Genomic DNA, 16,758 nt, shown 5'->3' on the forward strand with positions numbered 1-16,758 from the left:
AGCGGGCCGCGAGCTGGCCGGTATGAAGCGGAGCTGCGGCGTGGCTTAAGAAAAGCTCGATGGACCTGGGGCTGCGGGTACGGCAGATTGCTAGTCGATTCCACCCCCCTCCCCGGCCGCGGGCCGCTTCGGCATGCCCGCGGCCGGGACCTCACGCACAGGAGCCGTAGCGTTGAAGGCGCTGGTCAAGGAGAAGGCGGAACCCGGGCTGTGGCTCGCGGACGTCCCGGAGCCCGTCGTCGGACCGGGCGACGTACTCATCAAGGTGCTGCGCACCGGCATCTGCGGCACCGACCTGCACATCCGGGCCTGGGACGGCTGGGCGCGGCAGGCGATCAGCGCCCCACTGGTGGTCGGGCACGAGTTCGTCGGCGAGGTCGTGGAGACCGGGCGGGACGTCACGGACATCGCCGTTGGTGACCGGGTCAGCGGCGAGGGCCACCTGGTCTGCGGCAAGTGCCGCAACTGCCTCGCCGGGCGCCGCCACCTGTGCCGGGCCACCGTCGGGCTCGGCGTCGGCCGGGACGGGGCCTTCGCGGAGTACGTCGCCCTGCCCGCGTCCAACGTGTGGGTGCACCGCGTCCCCGTCGACCTGGACGTGGCGGCGATCTTCGACCCGTTCGGCAACGCCGTCCATACCGCCCTCTCCTTCCCGCTGGTCGGCGAGGACGTGCTGATCACCGGCGCCGGCCCGATCGGCCTGATGGCCGCCGCCGTCGCCCGGCACGCGGGCGCCCGCAACGTCGTGATCACCGACGTCAGCGAGGAACGCCTGGAGCTGGCCCGCAAGATCGGCGTGAGCCTCGCGCTCGATGTGTCGGAGCATCAGATCGCCGACGGACAGCGGGAGTTGGGGCTGCGTGAAGGCTTCGACATCGGCCTGGAGATGTCCGGCCGGCCCGAGGCGATGCGCGACATGATCGCCAACATGACCCATGGCGGCCGTATCGCCATGCTCGGCCTGCCGTCCGCCGAGTTCGCGGTCGACTGGGCGCGGATCGTTACCTCCATGATCACCGTCAAGGGCATCTACGGCCGTGAGATGTTCGAGACCTGGTACGCGATGTCGGTGCTCCTCGAGGGCGGCCTCGACCTCTCGCCCGTGATCACCGGCCGGTACGGCCACCGCGACTTCGAGGCGGCCTTCACCGACGCGGCGAGCGGCCGCGGCGGCAAGGTCATCCTCGACTGGACCGCGTAACTCCCGTTCGCCGAAGGTACTTTAGGAGCTTCCCCCATGTTCGACTCCGTGCGCGACGACCTGCGCGCCACCCTCGACGAGATCCGCGCCGCCGGCCTGCACAAGCCCGAGCGGGTCATCGGCACCCCGCAGTCCGCGACCGTGAACGTCACCGCGGGCGGCCGCCCCGGCGAGGTTCTCAACTTCTGCGCCAACAACTACCTCGGTCTCGCCGACCACCCCGAGGTGGTCGCCGCCGCCCACGAGGCACTGGACCGCTGGGGCTACGGCATGGCGTCCGTGCGCTTCATCTGCGGCACGCAGGAGGTGCACAAGGAGCTGGAGGCCCGCCTGTCGGCCTTCCTCGGCCAGGAGGACACGATCCTGTACTCCTCCTGCTTCGACGCCAACGGGGGTGTCTTCGAAACCCTGTTGGGCCCGGAGGACGCGGTGATCTCCGACGCACTGAACCACGCGTCGATCATCGACGGCATCCGGCTGTCCAAGGCCCGCCGCTTCCGCTACGCCAACCGTGATCTCGCCGATCTGGAACGCCAGTTGAAGGACGCGTCCGACGCGCGCCGCCGACTGATCGTGACCGACGGCGTCTTCTCCATGGACGGCTACGTGGCACCCCTGCGCGAGATCTGCGACCTCGCCGACCGTTACAACGCCATGGTCATGGTCGACGACTCCCACGCGGTCGGCTTCGTCGGCCCCGGCGGCCGCGGCACCCCTGAGCTGCACGGCGTCATGGACCGCGTCGACATCATCACCGGCACCCTGGGCAAGGCCCTCGGCGGCGCGTCCGGCGGTTACGTGGCCGCGCGCGCCGAGATCGTCGCCCTGCTGCGCCAGCGCTCCCGCCCGTACCTCTTCTCGAACACGCTCGCCCCGGTGATCGCGGCGGCGTCCTTGAAGGTCCTGGACCTGCTGGAGTCGGCGGACGACCTGCGTGTGCGGCTGCGCGAGAACACCGCGCTGTTCCGGCGCCGTATGACGGAGGAGGGCTTCGAGATCCTCCCCGGCGACCACGCGATCGCGCCTGTGATGATCGGCGACGCGGCGGTCGCCGGACGGCTGGCGGAGCTGCTGCTGGAGCGGGGCGTGTACGTGATCGGCTTCTCGTACCCGGTCGTGCCGCAGGGCCAGGCCCGCATCCGCGTCCAGCTGTCCGCGGCGCACTCCACGGAGGACGTGAACCGGGCCGTGGACGCGTTCGTGGCGGCGCGGGCCGAGCTGGAGGCAGGGGCCGGGCCGGCGGCGCGGGCAGAGCAGGCGGCGCGGGCAGAGTCGGAGGGCTGAGGTCCGGGCTTCGGCACTCGGGGCATTTGAGACAATCGATCCCATGATCGAAGCGCGGCGGCTGCACATCCTCCGGGCGGTGGCGGACCATCGCACGGTGACGGCGGCTGCCGCCGCGCTGTATCTCACCCCGTCCGCGGTCTCCCAGCAGCTCACGGCCCTGGAGCAGGAGACGGGCCACCGGCTGGTGGAGCGCGGTGCGAAGGGGGTACGGCTGACTCCGGCCGGCGAGATCCTGCTCGGGCACACCAACGCGGTCCTGGCCCAGCTGGAGCGAGCGGAGGCGGAACTGGCGGCGTACGGCTCGGGTGCGGCGGGAGTCGTCACGGTCGCCTCCTTCGCGACGGGCATCGCGCTGGTCGTCGCGCCTGCTGTGGCCCGGCTCGCCTCGACCTCGCCGGGGATCCGGATCCGGGTCCAGGACGCTGAGGGGGACGCGAGCCTGCCGATGGTGCTGGACCGGCAGGTCGACGTCGCGGTGGCCGTGGAGTACCGGGGGGCGCCGCCGGCCGACGACCCGCGACTGACCCATGTCCCGCTGTACGCCGAGCCGTTCGAGGCGGTCGTACCGGTGGGGCACCGGCTGGCGGACGCGAGCGAGGTGCCGCTGGCCGAGCTGGCCAAGGACCCGTGGATCGGCCCGTACCCCGGCAACCCCTGCCATGACGTGGTGGTCCTGGCCTGCGAGAACGCGGGTTTCCAGCCCCGCCTCGAACACTCCTCGGACGACTTCCACGCCGTGATCGCACTGGCCTCGGCGGGCGCGGGGGTGGCGCTGGTGCCGCGCTCGGCGCTGCGCGGGGTGGACCTCGCGGGGGTGGTCGTACGGCCGGTGGACGGGGTGGCGCCCACGCGGCGGGTGTTCGCGGCGGTGCGGCGGGGGGCGGAGGGGCATCCGCTGATTCGGACGGTGTTGGAGGCGTTGGGGGAGGCGGCGGGGGTGTAGGTCAGGGGACCTTATTTCGGCGGCGGAGGCGGATGACGAGCCAGACGATGCCGTAGAGGACCATGACCAGAAGCCCGACGAGGAACGCGCTGCCGAACAGCGATGACGCGGCTAGGGCGACGACGGCTCCTGCCGCAGCCAGTCCCACAGGGACTCATGCGCACCGTCACTGCCTTCGACGCCGATACGGATGTCCGACATCTCGTTCCTCCCCCGATTGTCGCCACATTGTCGCGCTGCGTGAGCGGCCGTGGGAGGTGTTTGGCGTTAACACGGGCGTTGCATATCTGGGATACCGTCCCGGATGTGAGACGAGAAGAAGTCGAGGTCCACGCGGATCCCGTCGACGCGCGACTCGGCACCCGCCTCGCCGAGCTGCGGGCCGAACGAGGCTGGTCGCTGGGCGAGTTGGCGGAGCGCAGTGGCGTCAGCAGGTCGACGCTGTCCCGGGCCGAGCGTGTGGAGATCAGCCCCACCGCCTCGCTCCTCAACCGCCTGTGCCACGTCTACGGGCGCACCATGTCCCAGCTGCTCAGCGAGGTGGAGTCGGAGCCCGCGCTGCTCGTCCCGGCCGCCGAGCAGCCGGTCTGGGAGGACCGGGCCTCCGGTTTCGTACGCCGGTCCGTGTCGCCGCCGCACCCCGGCCTGCGCGGCGAGCTGGTCGAGGGACGGCTGGCCGCGGGCGCCGACATCGCGTACGACCGGCCGCCCGTGCCCGGGCTGGAACAGCACATCTGGGTTCAGGAGGGGGTGTTGGAGGTGACGGCGCAGGAGGTCGGGCACCGGCTCGACGCCGGGGACTGTCTGCGGCTGCGGGTGTGGGGGCCGACGCGGTTCCGCTGCCCGGGACCCGGAGAGGTTCGGTACGTGCTGGCGGTGGTGCTGCCGTGATCGTCGAGCGCTTGGACGAGGCCCAACTCGCCGTTAGCGTGGGCGAGTTGGCGGAGCTGATGGTCGACACAGTGGACGGGGGCGCCTCCATCGGATTCCTCGCGCCGATGGACCACGCGTCTGCGGTTGTCTGGTGGAAGGAGCGGGCGGCCGAGGTGGCCGCGGGGCAGTGGGCCGTGTGGACGGCGTACGACGGGCGCCGCGTTGTGGGCACCGTCAGCCTTGCCTTCCCCGCCAAGCCCAACAGCCGGCACCGCGCCGAGCTGGTGAAACTGATGGTGCACCGGGAGGCGAGAGGGCGGGGCCTCGGGCGCCGGCTGCTCGGCACCGCGGAGGAGGCGGCCGTCGGCGCCGGAATCACCCTCCTCCACCTGGACACCGAGACCGACAGCCTCGCCGAGCGCCTCTACGACTCGGCCGGGTGGACCCGGGCCGGTGTCATCCCCGACTACGCGGCCGACCCGGGCGGGGTGCTGCGGCCGACGACGCTGTACTACAAGCGGCTGGGGTGACCGCCTCTGACCAGTTGACCGAGTGAGCGCTCTCACCAGGTGACTGTCAGTCGCGGCCGCTACCGTGCGATGCATGCCGGATGCCGAAGACGTACGCCGTATCGCCCTTGCCCTGCCGGACACGACGGAGAAGGTGGCCTGGAGCATGCCCACCTTCCGGGTCGCGGGGAAGATGTTCGCCACGCTGCCCGAGGACGAGACCTCCATCGCCGTGCGCTGCCCGAAGGAAGAACGCGACGAACTGGTGCTGGCCGAGCCGGAGAAGTTCTGGATCGCCGGGCACGAAGCGCAGTTCGCCTGGGTGAGGGCGCGCCTCTCGGCGATCGAGGACGAGGACGAACTGCGCGACATCCTGGCCGACTCCTGGCGCCAGGCGGCCCCGCCCCGCCTGCTGGACGCCTACCCGGAGTTGGGGCTTCCGGCCGCGGACTGAAACTCGCTCGGGCGTTGTCAGTGCCGGGTGGCATGATCCGGAAGTGGGAGCAGGGCCCGGGGAGGCAGGGCCAAGGCGATCGGCCGGGGAGGGAGCAGGAGGGGTGACGGGTACGCCAGCGCAGTCGCCGCAGTCGCCGTTGCCGTCTGCAAAGGTGGGGACGGCAGGGGGCTGCGAGGACTCGGCGGGCGTGGGTGCCGGCGCGCGCCCCGTCTGGTCGCGGGACTTCGCGCTGTTCTTCGTCGCGCGGGCCGTCGCCCGGCTCGGTGACACCATGCTGCCCGTCGCCCTCGCCGCGGGCCTGCTCCAGCACGGATACGGCGCGGGCGCCGTCGGCCTCGCCATGGCCGCCACGTCCGTCGCCTTCGCCGGTCTCGTCGTCTTCGGCGGGGTCATCGCCGACCGCTTCAGCACCCGCAAGCTGATGATCGGCGCCGACCTGGTGCGCCTGGGCACCCAGTCCCTCGCCGCCGCCCTCTTCTACTGCGGGCACGTCGTGCTCTGGGAGATCTGCGTCATCGGCTTCGTCAACGGCGTGGCGGGCGCCGTCTTCCAGCCCGGCGTGGCCAGCACCGTGCCCCGGCTCGCCTCCGACATCCAGGGCGCCAACGGCGCGATACGCATAGCCGAGTCCGCCGCACAGCTCGGCGGCCCCGCCCTCGCCGGCCTCCTGGTCGGCTTCGCCTCGGCCGGCGGAGTCTTCGCGGCCCACGCCGCCACGTACGCCGTGAGCGCCCTGTGCCTCCTGCTGCTGCGTCTGGCCCCGCTGGTCCCCGGCGGCGGTGTGCCGGAACACGGCGGCGGCACCTTCCGGGCCGATCTCGTCGAAGGCTGGCGGGAGTTCAGAGCGCGCACCTGGCTCTGGGCCGTGATCGTCGTCTGGTGCGTGTACATGATCGCCGTCTGGGGGCCGTCCGTACCGCTGGTGGCGACCGAGGTCGTCCAGCAGCACGGCCCGCGCGCCTACGGCCTGATCAACTCCGCCCTCGGCGCCGGCACGGTCGTCGGCGGCTTCCTCGCCCTGCGCCTGCGCCCCCGCCGGATGCTGCGCGCCGGCGCGGTGTCCCTGTTCGTGTTCGCCGGGTTCCCGGCGACCGTCGGCGCGGACCTGAGCGTGCCGGTCATGGCGGCCGGAGCGGCCGTCGCCGGGGCCGGGATGTCGTTCTGGGGCGTGATGTGGGCGACCAGTGTGCAGACGCAGGTCCCGCCCGACGTCCTCAACCGCATCCACGCGTACGACGTGGCCGGCTCCCTGGCGATGATGCCGGTCGGCCAGGCCCTCGCCGGCCCGGCCGCCTCGGCCCTCGGCGCCGACCAGGTCCTGCTCGTCGCCGGGGCGATCAGCTTCGCCATCCCGATCGCCCTGCTCTCGATACCGGCGGTACGCGACCTGATACGGGCCGACAACCCTGGATAGGGGCCGACCCCGGATAAAGCGATGCGCGACCACCGACCCGAGTGCGGTATGGTTTCCATGCACGTTCTGCCGGGGGAAACCCCAGGTCAGAAGGGCACCGGGACGTGGCGCAGCTTGGTAGCGCACTTGACTGGGGGTCAAGGGGTCGCAGGTTCAAATCCTGTCGTCCCGACGGTGCGAAGGGTCTTCGCAGGCAGATGCCTGTGAGGGCCCTTTTTCGCATGGGCCGTTTCCGGGGTGAGCCGGGTGCACGGGGACGGACGTGGTTGTGGATGGACCGTGACGGCTGGGTAGAGGGGCAACTGTGCATCGCTCCATGCGATGTGGCGTAGTGTCACGAACAGATCGATGAGCTGCTGCTCTGCCCGCACTGCCAGGGGAGAAGGGTCTCCGATGGACGTATCACCCACCCTTTCACGGGACTGCACCACGCCCACGCCGGTGCGATACATCGACGGCGTCCTGTGCCTGGACGGGCTGCCGCTCGACCGGGTCGTGGCCGGGGTCGGTACTCCCGCGTATGTCTACTCGCTGGACGCCATGGTGACGAACCTGGTCCGGGTCCGGGAGGCGTTCGCGTCGCTGGGCGGGAGCGTCTCGTACTCCGTGAAGGCCAACTCGAACCAGGCGATCCTGAGCAGGTTCGCAAGGCTGGGGTCGGGCTTCGACGTGGTGAGCGGCGGCGAGCTGAGCCGTGTGCTGGACGCGGGCGGGGACCCGGCGCGCACGACGTTCGCGGGCGTGGGGAAGACGGACGAGGAGCTGCTGCTGGCCGCCCGCCACGGGGTGCTCGTCAATGTGGAGTCGGCCGATGAGCTGGACGCGCTGCAGCGGATCGCGCGGGGCGCGGGGCGCCGGGTGCGGGTGGGGCTGCGGATCAATCCCGCGGTGACGGTGGCGACGCTGGCGCCCATGCAGACCGGGAGCGCGCGGGCGAAGTTCGGGGTTCCGGCCGACGAGGCACGGGAGTTGGTGGACGGCTTCGCGGGCGGGCGGTACCCGGATCTGGAACCGCTGGGCGTGCACATGCATGTGGGCTCGCAGGTGCCGGAACCGGCGGGGATGGTGCGGGCCACCGAAGTGCTGCTGGACGTGCTGGAGTACGGGCAGCAGGCGGGCCTGGCCGGGTTCCGGCGGCTGGACATCGGGGGCGGATTCCCCATCGACCACGGCGGGGAGAGTGTGCCGGGGCCGGAGGAGTTCGCGGCCGCGCTGGCTCCGCTGCTGTCCGGGCGCGATGACCTCGACCTGTTCCTGGAGCCTGGCCGGTCGGTCGCCGGCCCGGCGGGCGTGCTGGTGGCCAAGGTGCTGTACCGCAAGCACCGGCCCGGTCGCCGGATGCTGGTCCTGGACACGGGGATGCACCACTTCATCCGCCCCGCCCTCTACCGCACGTCGGCCCATCGCATCGTGCCCGTGCGGGAAGCGCCCTCGGCGGGGCCGACCGAGGTGGTCGGCCCGGTGTGCGAGTCGACCGACACGTTCTCCCAGGACGCGCAACTGCCCGACCTCGTCCCCGGTGACCTGGTCGCCTTCCTGGACGCGGGGGCGTACGGGATGGTCATGGCCTCCAACTACAACACCAACCGGCGTCCACCGGAGATCGTCGTGGAGGGCGGCACCTCGCGAGTCGCACGCCCGCGCGAGGACTGGCGCGACCTGTACGCCTCGGAGGGCTGATCCACCGCGTCAGACGGGATCGGGATCGGGCTGGGGCGGCTCACCGGTTCGCCCGTCGACCGACTGCCGCACGCCGTTGAGGCCCTCGGACCAGGGACTCCACGCGAAGGCGAACATCGACTCGGGCAGGATCATCCCGGAGCAGCGGATCTCGTCGTTGAGCAGGTTGAGCTGGCTGACCGTCGACTGCGAGGCCAGGTTGGCGATCGGCATGAGCTGGTAGTCCTGGAAGCCGATCGCCCGGAACGAGAAGTCGTACGTACGGGCGGACGAGCGCCATACGTAGTTGTCGTGCCGGTTGCACAACTGCCGGTGTGTGTAGGTGACCCAGGCCTGTTCGCCGGGCTGCATCAGCATCTGCTGGCAGGTCACGTCGAACTCCAGCCAGAGCGTGCCGTTGGAGCTGTCGCTGAGCGAGATGCCGCCGAGGTCGGGTTCGATCCGCAGGGGTACGGCGTGGCTGGGCAGGACCACCTTGATGCTGGGCTGCAGCACGTGCCGTACCCAGATCAGGCACTCCTCCGTGGACAGCACCCCGGCTCGGAAGCGCCGGGTGAGTTCGGTGTTCGCCGGGATGGGGATCAGCTGGGAGTGGATGACGCCGTCGCCGTTGATCCGTACCGGGCGGCTGGAGGTGTTGGCGTCGGTGCGGTAGGTGAAGGACGCCTTGATCCGCAGCACGCTGTCCGGCAGCGGCGGCGCGGAGTCGGCGAACCGTTCCTGCGCCGGCTCGTCCGAGAGTTCGATCTCCGCCCGGTAGCTGCTGCGCGGTGGCGCGGCGAGCGTCGCCACCAGCCAGTCCACGGCCTGGGACACACCACCGTCGTTGGGGAAGCGGGCCCGGACCGCGCGCTTGAGGTGACGTTCCTGCTCCAGGCTGCTGAGCTGACTCAGATATCCGTCGCTGGAGAGCAGGGCGGCGACCAGCTCCTGGGTCGCGTACCGCTTGAGGTTGATCAGGTCGAGGATCAGGGCCACCGCGCCGGCCTGGACCAGGGTGTTGCCGAGGAGGTTCAGGTACTGGTTCGCCGTCGAACCGTTGGGCCCGGCCTGGTGGAGCGTCGCCAGCCACAGCCAGCTTCCGGAGATGAGCAGCAGCGCGCTGATCAGCAACGCCTTCTCCCGTACCAGCCCCCATTGCGCCCGCGAACGTCCAGCCATGCTGCCTCCCCCGGTTCCCTGGGCCGCCCCGCGTCCAGTATCCAGTCTGCTTACGGATCACGACAGGCCTTCGAACCGTCAAGTGTCCCAGCTGGAAGTGGAGTTGGCGACGGGCCCCAGAGCGCCACTACCAGCTGCGTGTCGCTTCGCCGTGGCTTCGGGAGCGGAGAGCCGTTCGTTCCGAGGACGCCAGCGGAAGTTGAAGCAGCAGCAGTGTGCCCCCAGGCGATCGACTCATCGGACTCCACGAGTTCAGGCTGAGCAGCGGGAGCACCCAACCCGGCGGCTCCGGGAGGGGGTTCGGTGGAACAGGAGGCCGGCCGGCGGGCACGCCGGGACCGCGTGGTGCCGGCCGGGCAGCCCGGGGTGCGGTTCGTGGCGGGGCTGATGGCCATACTCCTCGCCGACTGCGCGCCCGGCGCGGCGCTGACGGACTCCCGCCCCCGCGCATGTCCCTCGCGGGCCCGCCCGCCTTCCGGGACCAGCTGGTGACCCATGGCTTCGCCCGCATGGACGTGATGCTGAATCCTTGACCGGTCATTCGGATGTGCGTCGTCTGCCATTGGCCTGTGGATTCACCTGGGCCTCGTAGCGTCACCCCGTTCTCGGGGGTCCAAGGAACCGCAGGGGTGCACATGAAGATCATGGCTACCGGTCGTATCGCCGCCGCCGCGGCACTTTCCGCGTGTCTCGCCGCCGGAGGCGTGGCAGTGGCGGCCAACTCGGCGCAGCACACGGCCTCGCCGGCGACGAGTACCGTCGCGAAGACGACCCGGCCGGACGGCGCTCTCGCCCGCGACTTCGAGGCGGTCGACCGCAACACCGCCTGGCAGCTCACCGGCAAGCTCAAGCTCGACTTCACCACGTACCACACCGAGGGCATGGTCCGGGCGGGCGGTCACATCTTCCTGTCCGCGGTGCAGATCATCGAACCCACGCAGAAGTACCCCACGCCGGTGGGCGGTTACGACCGCACGCCCGGGCGCGGCATCGGCCATGTGTTCGTGATGGACGAGGACGGGAAGCTCCAGCGGGACATCGTCCTCGGCGAGGGCGACATGTACCACCCGGGCGGCATCGACTCCGACGGCAGCTCGGTGTGGGTGCCGGTGGCCCAGTACCGGCCGAACAGCAGCGCCGTCATCTACCGCATCGACCTCAAGACCCTGGGCGTCCACAAGGAGTTCGAGGTCAAGGACCACATCGGCGGCATCGTCCGCGACAAGGTCACCGGTGACCTGATCGGCAACAACTGGGGCTCGCGCCACTTCTACGAGTGGAACGCGCGCGGGCGGCTGGTCGCCGAGTGGGACAACCCCGACTACTTCATCGACTACCAGGACTGCCAGTACGTCCCGGACCGCAAGATGCTCTGCGGCGGCGTCACGAACCTGCCCCAGACCACGGCCGCGGGCGGCACGAGCGCCGTCTACGAACTCGGCGGCATGGGCCTCATCGACCTGCGCACCCACCAGGTCCTGCGCGACGTGCCCTTCCAGCAGTGGTCGACCGCCGGCCACGTGGCCACCCGCAACCCGCTCAAGCTGTCCGCCGACGGCGACAAGCTCACCATGTGGGCCGCCCCCGACAACGGCGACGAGGGCAACGGCACCGAGATCCTGACCTACCAGGCGACGGTGACCCCGGCCGGCTGACGCCGACACCAGGTACGGCGACGGGCCCGACCGTGCGCGACACCACCCGGCCGGGCGGTGGCGGCGCCGATCGGCGCCGAGAGCTGCTCTCAGACGGTGATGACCAGCTTCCCGCGCGGATGCCCCGACTCCAGATGCCGTACCGCGGTGACCGCTTCCGTCAGTGGATAGGTGCGGTCGATGACGGGAGTCACGGCCCCCGCCGCGACGAGTTCGGTCAGCCTGAGCAGGTCCTGTTGCCGCGTCACCGCGATGACCGGGCGCAGTTTCTGGCCGACGAAGGCGGACAGGACCAGGCCGCGGATCCAGCGGTCCGTGCCGCCGAGGATCGGGCCGCCGTCCTCGCCGCCGACGAACACGACGGTCCCGCGCGGGGCGAGAACGCGGCGCAGCCGGGAGAGGGGGCGGTTGCCGGCGGAGTCCAGGACGAAGTCGTAGCGGACGGGCCGGTCGGTGATGTCCTCGCGCGTGTAGTCGATGACGTCGTCGGCGCCGAGGGAGCGGACCAGTTCGGCGCCGGTGGGTCCGCACACGCCGGTGACCCGGGCACCGTAGTGCACGGCCAGCTGGACGGCGTACGTGCCCACGCCGCCGGAGGCGCCGATCACCAGTACCTCCTGGCCGGGCTTCGGGCGGGCCAGGTCCAGCCCTTGGAGGGCGGTCACGGCGGAGACGGGGAGGGCGGCGGCCTGCTCGAAGCCGAGGCCCGCCGGTTTGGGGGCGAGTTGTTCTGCCTTGCCGCAGGCGAACTCGGCGAAGGAGCCGTCGCACTGGCCGAAGACCTCGTCCCCGGGCTTGAAGGAGGTCACCCGCGCGCCGACCGCCTCGACCACTCCGGCCGCGTCCCAGCCGCGCACGCGGTGGGCGGGTTTGCGCAGGCCGATCTGCCGGTTGAGGCGGGCGAAGTACGGCCGCCCGGTCATGAGATGCCAGACGCTCGGGTCGACGCCGGCCGCCCGCACCCGCACGAGCACGTCCTCGTCGCGGGGGACCGGCGGGTCGATGTCCCGCAGCTGCAGACGGTCGGCGTTGCCGTAGGCGTCCTGGACGATGGCCTTCATCGGGGCTCTCCCTCACCGCGGCCGTGTCGGGGGTGCTCTCCTCAGGATGGTCTTCACCGACCGCGCCGTTGGCCAGAGGCTGACGGGCGGCTGGTCAGGATCCGGTCAGGGTGTCCAGCGCCATGGCCACCAACTGGCCCTCCAGAACCTGCTGTTCCGGCACGAGGCCGCCCGGTAGGTGCGCGCGTGCAGCAGTGACAGCAGCCACCAAGCCTCTGAGCGTGAACGCGTCCGCGAACTGGAAACCCAGCGAGCCACGGGAGTGGAAGCGGACCATGTCGTGACCGTGGGCCGGATGCGGTGGTGACACGGGTGCGGTCCGCGCCCCATCATGGGTGGAGTATGGGGGGTTCGGTGCATGTGTCCCGTGTGCGCCACCGTGGCCGGAGGCCGCGCGTGGTGCCGGTGGCGGCCGCCCGGGCGGGGCTGTTCTCCCTGCTGGGTACGGCGGTTGCGGCCACGGTGCATCATCTGGCCTTCGACTCCAGCCCTTCACTGCTGGTACGGGGTCTCGCGGCCCTCGTGCTCTTCGGCCTCGCGCTGCCCGGCGCGGGCCACGACAAGCCGCTGGTACGGCAGTTGGCGCTCGCGACCACCGCGCAGGTGGGCGTCGGCTACTGGTTCGTACGGGCCGACGACGCGATCCCCGTGCCACCGCACGCCCTGTGGCCGTCCTCCGTGCACGCCGGCTGGCCGGTCGTCGTCGGCCATGTGCTGCTGACCGTGCTGTCCGCGGTGCTACTGCGCGGCGTGGACAACTGTCGCCGACGCGTGCTGTACGTGGCGGGACGCAAGTGGCTGCATCTGCGCGAGGTGCTGCACAGGCTGTTCACCCCGGTCCGTGCGCCGGTCGATGTGAGTGTGGCCCGTCGTGGTGGGCGGCACGCACATGCCGGGCCCGTGCCCGGAGTTCCCCGTCCGGCCCTCCTCGCGGACGCGGTCGTCCGGCGGGGGCCGCCCGCCTTCTCCCCGCTGCCGCGCTCGCGGCGGCTTTCGGTGTGCATCTGAAGTCCTGACCATCCACACCACACCGGAGCGCGGGCTGCCCGAACGGCCCCGCGCCAGGGGGAATTCATGTCCGAGACCGTTGTCGTCATCGGGGCGGGCCCGTACGGCCTGTCCACCGCCGCGCATCTGAAGGCGCGCGGCCTGAGTGTCCGGGTGTTCGGCTCGCCGATGGTGAGCTGGGCCGGGAACATGCCCGCGGGCATGCTGCTGAAGTCACCGCCGAGCGCGTCGATGCTGTCCGCACCGCGTCCGGGGTTCACGCTGGACGACTACGCCCGGCGGGCGGGCGAGCCCCGGCTGACCGGGCACGAGCCGGTGCCCGTCGGGATGTTCGTGCGCTACGGGCAGTGGTTCGCCGAGGAGTTGGTGCCCGAGGTGGAACGGGTCCGCGTCCTCGTCGTCGACCGGCAGGCCGACGGGTTCCACCTCAAGCTCGCCTCGGGCGAGGAGCTGCGGGCGGCGGCCGTGGTCGTGGCCAGCGGCATGGACGGCTTCGCGCATGTCCCGGAGCCGCTGGCCGGGTTCGTGCCCGAGGGGCTCGTTTCGCACACCTCGCACCACGCCGACCTCAAGGTCTTCGCCGGGCGCGAGGTGGTCGTGGTGGGCGCGGGGCAGTCGGCGCAGGAGAGCGCGGCGCTGCTGCACGAGTCCGGGGCGCGGGTCCAACTGCTTGCGCGAACAGGGAAGTTGGTGTTCGGCGCGGCTCCGACTCCGCCGCCGCACTGGCAGCCGGACACTCCGCTGGGCCGGTCCTGGGGGCTGTACGGAGTCGTCCACCAGGCCGCCGCGTTCCGCTTCCTGCCGACGGGGACGCGGTTGCGGCTGGTGAAGCGGGTACTGGGCCCGTTCGGGGCGTGGTGGCTGAAGCCGCGGCTCGACGGGGTGGTCCCCGTGCGGCTGGGGGAGCACATCACCGACGCGCGGCGACAGGAGGGCGGTGTCCTCCTGACCACCAGGGACGCGGAAGGACGGACCCGGTCACTGGAGGCGGAGCACGTCCTGGCCGCGACCGGCTACCGGGTCCGTATCGACGGGATGGACTTCCTCGCCCCCGAACTGCGCGCCGCACTCACCCGCACCGGAGGCTCCCCGCACCTCGACGCGGGCCTCCAGTCCTCCGTACCCGGCCTCTACTTCACCGGCATCCAGGCGGCGGCCACCTTCGGCCCACTGCTGAGGTTCACCTGCGGAACGGCCTTCGCTGCACCGCGGCTGGCGAAGGCGCTGGCGGGGCGGGTCGCGGCCAGGTAGGTCCGGATCGGGGCGGCGGCGATTCGGGGAGGACGGGTGCGGGGAGCGGCGATCCGGCTGGAGCGGATGCGGCGCGTGCCAGGGTGGGGGCGATTCGGGGGAGGGCGGGGGCGGCGCGCGTCCGGGTGGGCGCCGCTCACGACCCGCCCGGGGGTACGCCGTTCAAGTCCCGCGCGGTTGGCCGCCGCGCAAGTCCCGCACGCGTGGCCGCCGTTCAGGAATGAGCCGCGTGCAGTGTGTCGCCGTACGCGACGTGGCTGTGCCGCCAGCCCGCCCCCACCCGCGTGGCGCCGGTCAGGTGGGGGTGGCCGGCGTGGAGATCCCTGTGCTCGTGCTCCACGGCGGCCACCGGCACCCGCCACAGCCGCACGGCCAGCAGAGAGGAGACCAGCGCGATCCCGCCCAGGCAGCCGACGGCCGTCTGCAGTCCCGCCTCCGCACCCACCCATCCGGCCAGCGGATACGTCAGCAGCCAGCAGCCGTGCGACAGCGAGAACTGGGCCGCGAACGCCGCCGTGCGCTCCTCGGCCGGTGCCGAGCGGCGGATCAGCCGGCCGGTCGGCGTCAGCACCATCGAACACGCGGCACCGAACGCCGCCCACACCACCAGCAGCGCGGGCAGCCGCCAACTCCCGCTCCGCGCCGCCGTGACGGCACCGAGCCCGGCGAACACCACGGCCAGCAGCAGCGCACCGCGCACCATCACCGTCCGGTCCGGAACCCGGTCGAGGACGCGGGGCAGCAGCAGGGCCACGGCCATCGAGCCCGCGCCGTACGCGCCGAGCGCGAGCGGTACGGCACCCGCCGACAGGCCCAGGAAGTCCCGTACGTACACGACGGAGTTGACGGTCACCATGGCGCTCGCGGCGGCGACCGCGAGGTTCAGGGCGAGGAGGGCGCCCAGCTGCGGGAGGGTGAGGAAGAGACGGGTGCCGGCCGTCGCCCTGGCGTAGGCGCCGGTGGGGCGTGGAGCCGTGGCGGCGGCCGGCTTCGGCAGCACCGCGGAGAGCACGAGCGCCGCCGAGCCGAGAAAGCCCAGCACCGTGCCGGTGAACAGCCAGTTGTACGTGATCACCGACAGCAGCGCGGCCGCCAGCGCGGGGGAGAAGAGGCTCTCCAGGTCGTAGGCGAGGCGGGACATGGACAGCGCCTGCGTGTAGTCGCGTTCCTTCGGCAGTACGTCGGGCAGGACCGCCTGGAAGGTCGGCGTGAACGCGGCCGAGGCGGACTGGAGCAGGAACACCAGGACGTAGACCTGCCACACCTGGTCCACGAACGGCAGGAACAGCGCGACCCCGGCCCGGGTCAGATCGGCGGCGACCATGAGCGCGCGGCGCGGCAGCCGGTCGGCGACCGCACCGACGGCCGGGGCGATCACCACGTACGCCACCATCTTGATCGCGAGCGCGGTGCCGAGCACCGAACCGGCGTCGGCGCCCGCGATGTCGTACGCGAGGAGCCCGAGCGCGACCGTCGCAAGCCCGGTGCCGACCAGAGCGATGACCTGGGCGGCGAAGAGGTGGCGGTAGGTCCGGTCGCGCAGGATGGCGAGCATGGGGGCGACTCCCGGGCGGACAGGCGGACAGGCGGACGAGCGGGCGGACGGGCGGACGGGCGAGCGGACGGGCGGACGGGCGGACAGGGTGACCGTGGGGTCACGGCGGGGCGGTCGACTCGGCATCGACTCGCCGTCCTCCGAGTGTAGCCATCATGTGCGCACCTGCGCACATGATGGCTGGAAATGCCGGACCGGAATCACCGGGCCGGAATCACCGCGCCGGAATCGCCGGGCCACGGACGAGGGCCGCCCACCCCACCCCGGTGGCTCTAGGCTGGCCCCATGCCCGAAAGCAACGCCATCTCACCTGCGGCCGGTGCGCATCTGCGGGCCCCGGACAGTGCACGGCTCGCCGAGGCGACCGGGGTGTTCGCGATGCTCTCGGACGCGACCCGGCTGCATCTGCTGTGGCTGCTGGCGCAGGGCGAGTCGGACGTCGGTTCGCTCACGGAGCGGTGCGAGGCCTCGCGCACGGCGGTCAGCCAGCACCTCGGGAAGCTGCGGCTCGCCGGGTTGGTGGACACCCGCCGGGAGGGGCGGCACATCTACTACCGGCTCAGCGACGGCCATCTGCGCCGTCTGGTCGTCGAGGCGCTCAGCCACGCGGACCACCGGGTGAGCGGGCAGGCGCCGCACGACTGACGGGGTCCTCGCGGATTTCCGAAGGCGGCCTGTGCGTGGGTCCACTCCGGGCGCTCGG

The 16,758-nt window shown here is 71.7% G+C and carries 18 protein-coding genes and 1 tRNA gene; 14 read left to right on the top strand and 5 right to left on the bottom strand.

The features are described from left to right. Positions 1-172: 172 nt before the first annotated feature. Genes tdh through ABZ848_RS15875 form a run of 3 tightly spaced genes read left to right on the top strand, consistent with a single transcriptional unit; the run spans position 173 to position 3,431 of the window. Complete coding sequence (tdh, locus tag ABZ848_RS15865) at positions 173-1,201, top strand: L-threonine 3-dehydrogenase (RefSeq protein ID WP_360831395.1); 1,029 nt, start codon at positions 173-175, stop codon at positions 1,199-1,201. Between the two features lie 36 nt (positions 1,202-1,237). Continuing rightward, entirely contained in the window at positions 1,238-2,485 is a 1,248-nt protein-coding gene (locus ABZ848_RS15870; protein WP_360831398.1) for a glycine C-acetyltransferase, read from the top strand. 43 nt (positions 2,486-2,528) lie between these two features. Then, positions 2,529-3,431 carry a LysR family transcriptional regulator gene (locus ABZ848_RS15875; RefSeq protein ID WP_360831401.1) on the top strand — a complete coding sequence of 301 codons (903 nt, stop codon included), beginning with the start codon at positions 2,529-2,531 and terminating at the stop codon, positions 3,429-3,431. A 1-nt stretch (position 3,432) separates the two neighbouring features. Here ABZ848_RS15875 and ABZ848_RS15880 read toward each other — a convergent pair whose 3' ends face one another. Beyond that, on the bottom strand, positions 3,433-3,579 hold the full coding sequence (locus tag ABZ848_RS15880) for a hypothetical protein (RefSeq protein ID WP_360831404.1): 147 nt from the start codon (positions 3,577-3,579) through the stop codon (positions 3,433-3,435). Positions 3,580-3,737: 158 nt separating this feature from the next. Here ABZ848_RS15880 and ABZ848_RS15885 point away from each other — a divergent pair, with 158 nt between their 5' ends. From ABZ848_RS15885 to lysA, 6 genes are all read left to right on the top strand, one after another. Next, positions 3,738-4,322, top strand: a complete 585-nt coding sequence (locus ABZ848_RS15885) for an XRE family transcriptional regulator (RefSeq protein WP_360831407.1) — start codon at positions 3,738-3,740, stop codon at positions 4,320-4,322. Then, entirely contained in the window at positions 4,319-4,834 is a 516-nt protein-coding gene (locus ABZ848_RS15890; RefSeq protein ID WP_360831410.1) for a GNAT family N-acetyltransferase, read from the top strand. The genes ABZ848_RS15885 and ABZ848_RS15890 overlap by 4 nt, the downstream gene beginning before the upstream one ends. Positions 4,835-4,907: 73 nt before the next feature. Next, a complete protein-coding gene (locus ABZ848_RS15895) occupies positions 4,908-5,267 on the top strand; it encodes an MmcQ/YjbR family DNA-binding protein (RefSeq protein ID WP_242761788.1) in 360 nt (119 codons plus the stop codon). A gap of 154 nt (positions 5,268-5,421) precedes the next feature. Further along, positions 5,422-6,684 (top strand): MFS transporter, encoded by a 1,263-nt coding sequence (locus ABZ848_RS15900; RefSeq protein ID WP_360831943.1) that lies wholly within the window; start codon positions 5,422-5,424, stop codon positions 6,682-6,684. Between the two features lie 98 nt (positions 6,685-6,782). Continuing rightward, a tRNA-Pro gene (locus ABZ848_RS15905) sits at positions 6,783-6,856 on the top strand. Between the two features lie 221 nt (positions 6,857-7,077). Next, positions 7,078-8,364, top strand: coding sequence for a diaminopimelate decarboxylase (lysA, locus tag ABZ848_RS15910; RefSeq protein WP_360831414.1), 1,287 nt, complete (start codon positions 7,078-7,080; stop codon positions 8,362-8,364). A gap of 9 nt (positions 8,365-8,373) precedes the next feature. Here the strand turns inward: lysA and ABZ848_RS15915 are convergent, their stop codons facing one another. Further along, positions 8,374-9,525 carry a hypothetical protein gene (locus tag ABZ848_RS15915; RefSeq protein ID WP_360831417.1) on the bottom strand — a complete coding sequence of 384 codons (1,152 nt, stop codon included), beginning with the start codon at positions 9,523-9,525 and terminating at the stop codon, positions 8,374-8,376. 303 nt (positions 9,526-9,828) lie between these two features. Between ABZ848_RS15915 and ABZ848_RS15920 the strand changes: the two genes are divergently transcribed. Together ABZ848_RS15920 and ABZ848_RS15925 are read left to right on the top strand one after the other, a co-directional pair. After that, positions 9,829-10,017, top strand: coding sequence for a hypothetical protein (locus tag ABZ848_RS15920; protein ID WP_360831420.1), 189 nt, complete (start codon positions 9,829-9,831; stop codon positions 10,015-10,017). 143 nt (positions 10,018-10,160) lie between these two features. After that, positions 10,161-11,180: a DUF6454 family protein gene (locus ABZ848_RS15925; RefSeq protein ID WP_360831423.1), complete on the top strand. Its 1,020-nt coding sequence runs from the start codon at positions 10,161-10,163 to the stop codon at positions 11,178-11,180. A gap of 89 nt (positions 11,181-11,269) precedes the next feature. On the opposite strand, the gene ABZ848_RS15930 is transcribed toward ABZ848_RS15925, so the two are convergent. Both ABZ848_RS15930 and ABZ848_RS15935 read right to left on the bottom strand, forming a co-directional pair. Next, entirely contained in the window at positions 11,270-12,241 is a 972-nt protein-coding gene (locus ABZ848_RS15930; protein ID WP_360831426.1) for an NAD(P)-dependent alcohol dehydrogenase, read from the bottom strand. 94 nt (positions 12,242-12,335) lie between these two features. Then, entirely contained in the window at positions 12,336-12,518 is a 183-nt protein-coding gene (locus tag ABZ848_RS15935) for a hypothetical protein (RefSeq protein ID WP_360831429.1), read from the bottom strand. Positions 12,519-12,637: 119 nt separating this feature from the next. Between ABZ848_RS15935 and ABZ848_RS15940 the strand changes: the two genes are divergently transcribed. Beyond that, the gene (locus ABZ848_RS15940) at positions 12,638-13,249 is read left to right on the top strand and encodes a hypothetical protein (protein ID WP_360831432.1); all 612 of its coding nucleotides are present in this window, start codon (positions 12,638-12,640) and stop codon (positions 13,247-13,249) included. A gap of 66 nt (positions 13,250-13,315) precedes the next feature. Further along, positions 13,316-14,500 carry an FAD-dependent oxidoreductase gene (locus tag ABZ848_RS15945; protein WP_360831435.1) on the top strand — a complete coding sequence of 395 codons (1,185 nt, stop codon included), beginning with the start codon at positions 13,316-13,318 and terminating at the stop codon, positions 14,498-14,500. Between the two features lie 214 nt (positions 14,501-14,714). Here ABZ848_RS15945 and ABZ848_RS15950 read toward each other — a convergent pair whose 3' ends face one another. Further along, positions 14,715-16,055 carry an MFS transporter gene (locus tag ABZ848_RS15950; protein ID WP_360831438.1) on the bottom strand — a complete coding sequence of 447 codons (1,341 nt, stop codon included), beginning with the start codon at positions 16,053-16,055 and terminating at the stop codon, positions 14,715-14,717. A 285-nt stretch (positions 16,056-16,340) separates the two neighbouring features. On the opposite strand from ABZ848_RS15950, the gene ABZ848_RS15955 reads away from it, so the two are divergent. Further along, a complete protein-coding gene (locus ABZ848_RS15955) occupies positions 16,341-16,700 on the top strand; it encodes a metalloregulator ArsR/SmtB family transcription factor (protein WP_242761761.1) in 360 nt (119 codons plus the stop codon). The last annotated feature ends 58 nt before the right edge of the window (positions 16,701-16,758 follow it).

Source organism: Streptomyces sp. NPDC047081 (genome assembly GCF_040643775.1).
Lineage (GTDB): Bacteria > Actinomycetota > Actinomycetes > Streptomycetales > Streptomycetaceae > Streptomyces.

What these genes read in the sequence shown, in the direction of transcription:
- ABZ848_RS15870 (WP_360831398.1), top strand. Translation starts at nt 1,238, where the DNA reads ATGTTCGACTCCGTGCGCGACGACCTGCGCGCCACCCTCGACGAGATC.
- ABZ848_RS15875 (WP_360831401.1), top strand. Translation starts at nt 2,529, where the DNA reads ATGATCGAAGCGCGGCGGCTGCACATCCTCCGGGCGGTGGCGGACCAT.
- ABZ848_RS15895 (WP_242761788.1), top strand. Translation starts at nt 4,908, where the DNA reads ATGCCGGATGCCGAAGACGTACGCCGTATCGCCCTTGCCCTGCCGGAC.
- lysA (WP_360831414.1), top strand. Translation starts at nt 7,078, where the DNA reads ATGGACGTATCACCCACCCTTTCACGGGACTGCACCACGCCCACGCCG.
- ABZ848_RS15915 (WP_360831417.1), bottom strand. Translation starts at nt 9,525, where the DNA reads ATGGCTGGACGTTCGCGGGCGCAATGGGGGCTGGTACGGGAGAAGGCG.
- ABZ848_RS15925 (WP_360831423.1), top strand. Translation starts at nt 10,161, where the DNA reads ATGAAGATCATGGCTACCGGTCGTATCGCCGCCGCCGCGGCACTTTCC.
- ABZ848_RS15930 (WP_360831426.1), bottom strand. Translation starts at nt 12,241, where the DNA reads ATGAAGGCCATCGTCCAGGACGCCTACGGCAACGCCGACCGTCTGCAG.
- ABZ848_RS15935 (WP_360831429.1), bottom strand. Translation starts at nt 12,518, where the DNA reads ATGGTCCGCTTCCACTCCCGTGGCTCGCTGGGTTTCCAGTTCGCGGAC.
- ABZ848_RS15945 (WP_360831435.1), top strand. Translation starts at nt 13,316, where the DNA reads ATGTCCGAGACCGTTGTCGTCATCGGGGCGGGCCCGTACGGCCTGTCC.
- ABZ848_RS15950 (WP_360831438.1), bottom strand. Translation starts at nt 16,055, where the DNA reads ATGCTCGCCATCCTGCGCGACCGGACCTACCGCCACCTCTTCGCCGCC.
- ABZ848_RS15955 (WP_242761761.1), top strand. Translation starts at nt 16,341, where the DNA reads ATGCCCGAAAGCAACGCCATCTCACCTGCGGCCGGTGCGCATCTGCGG.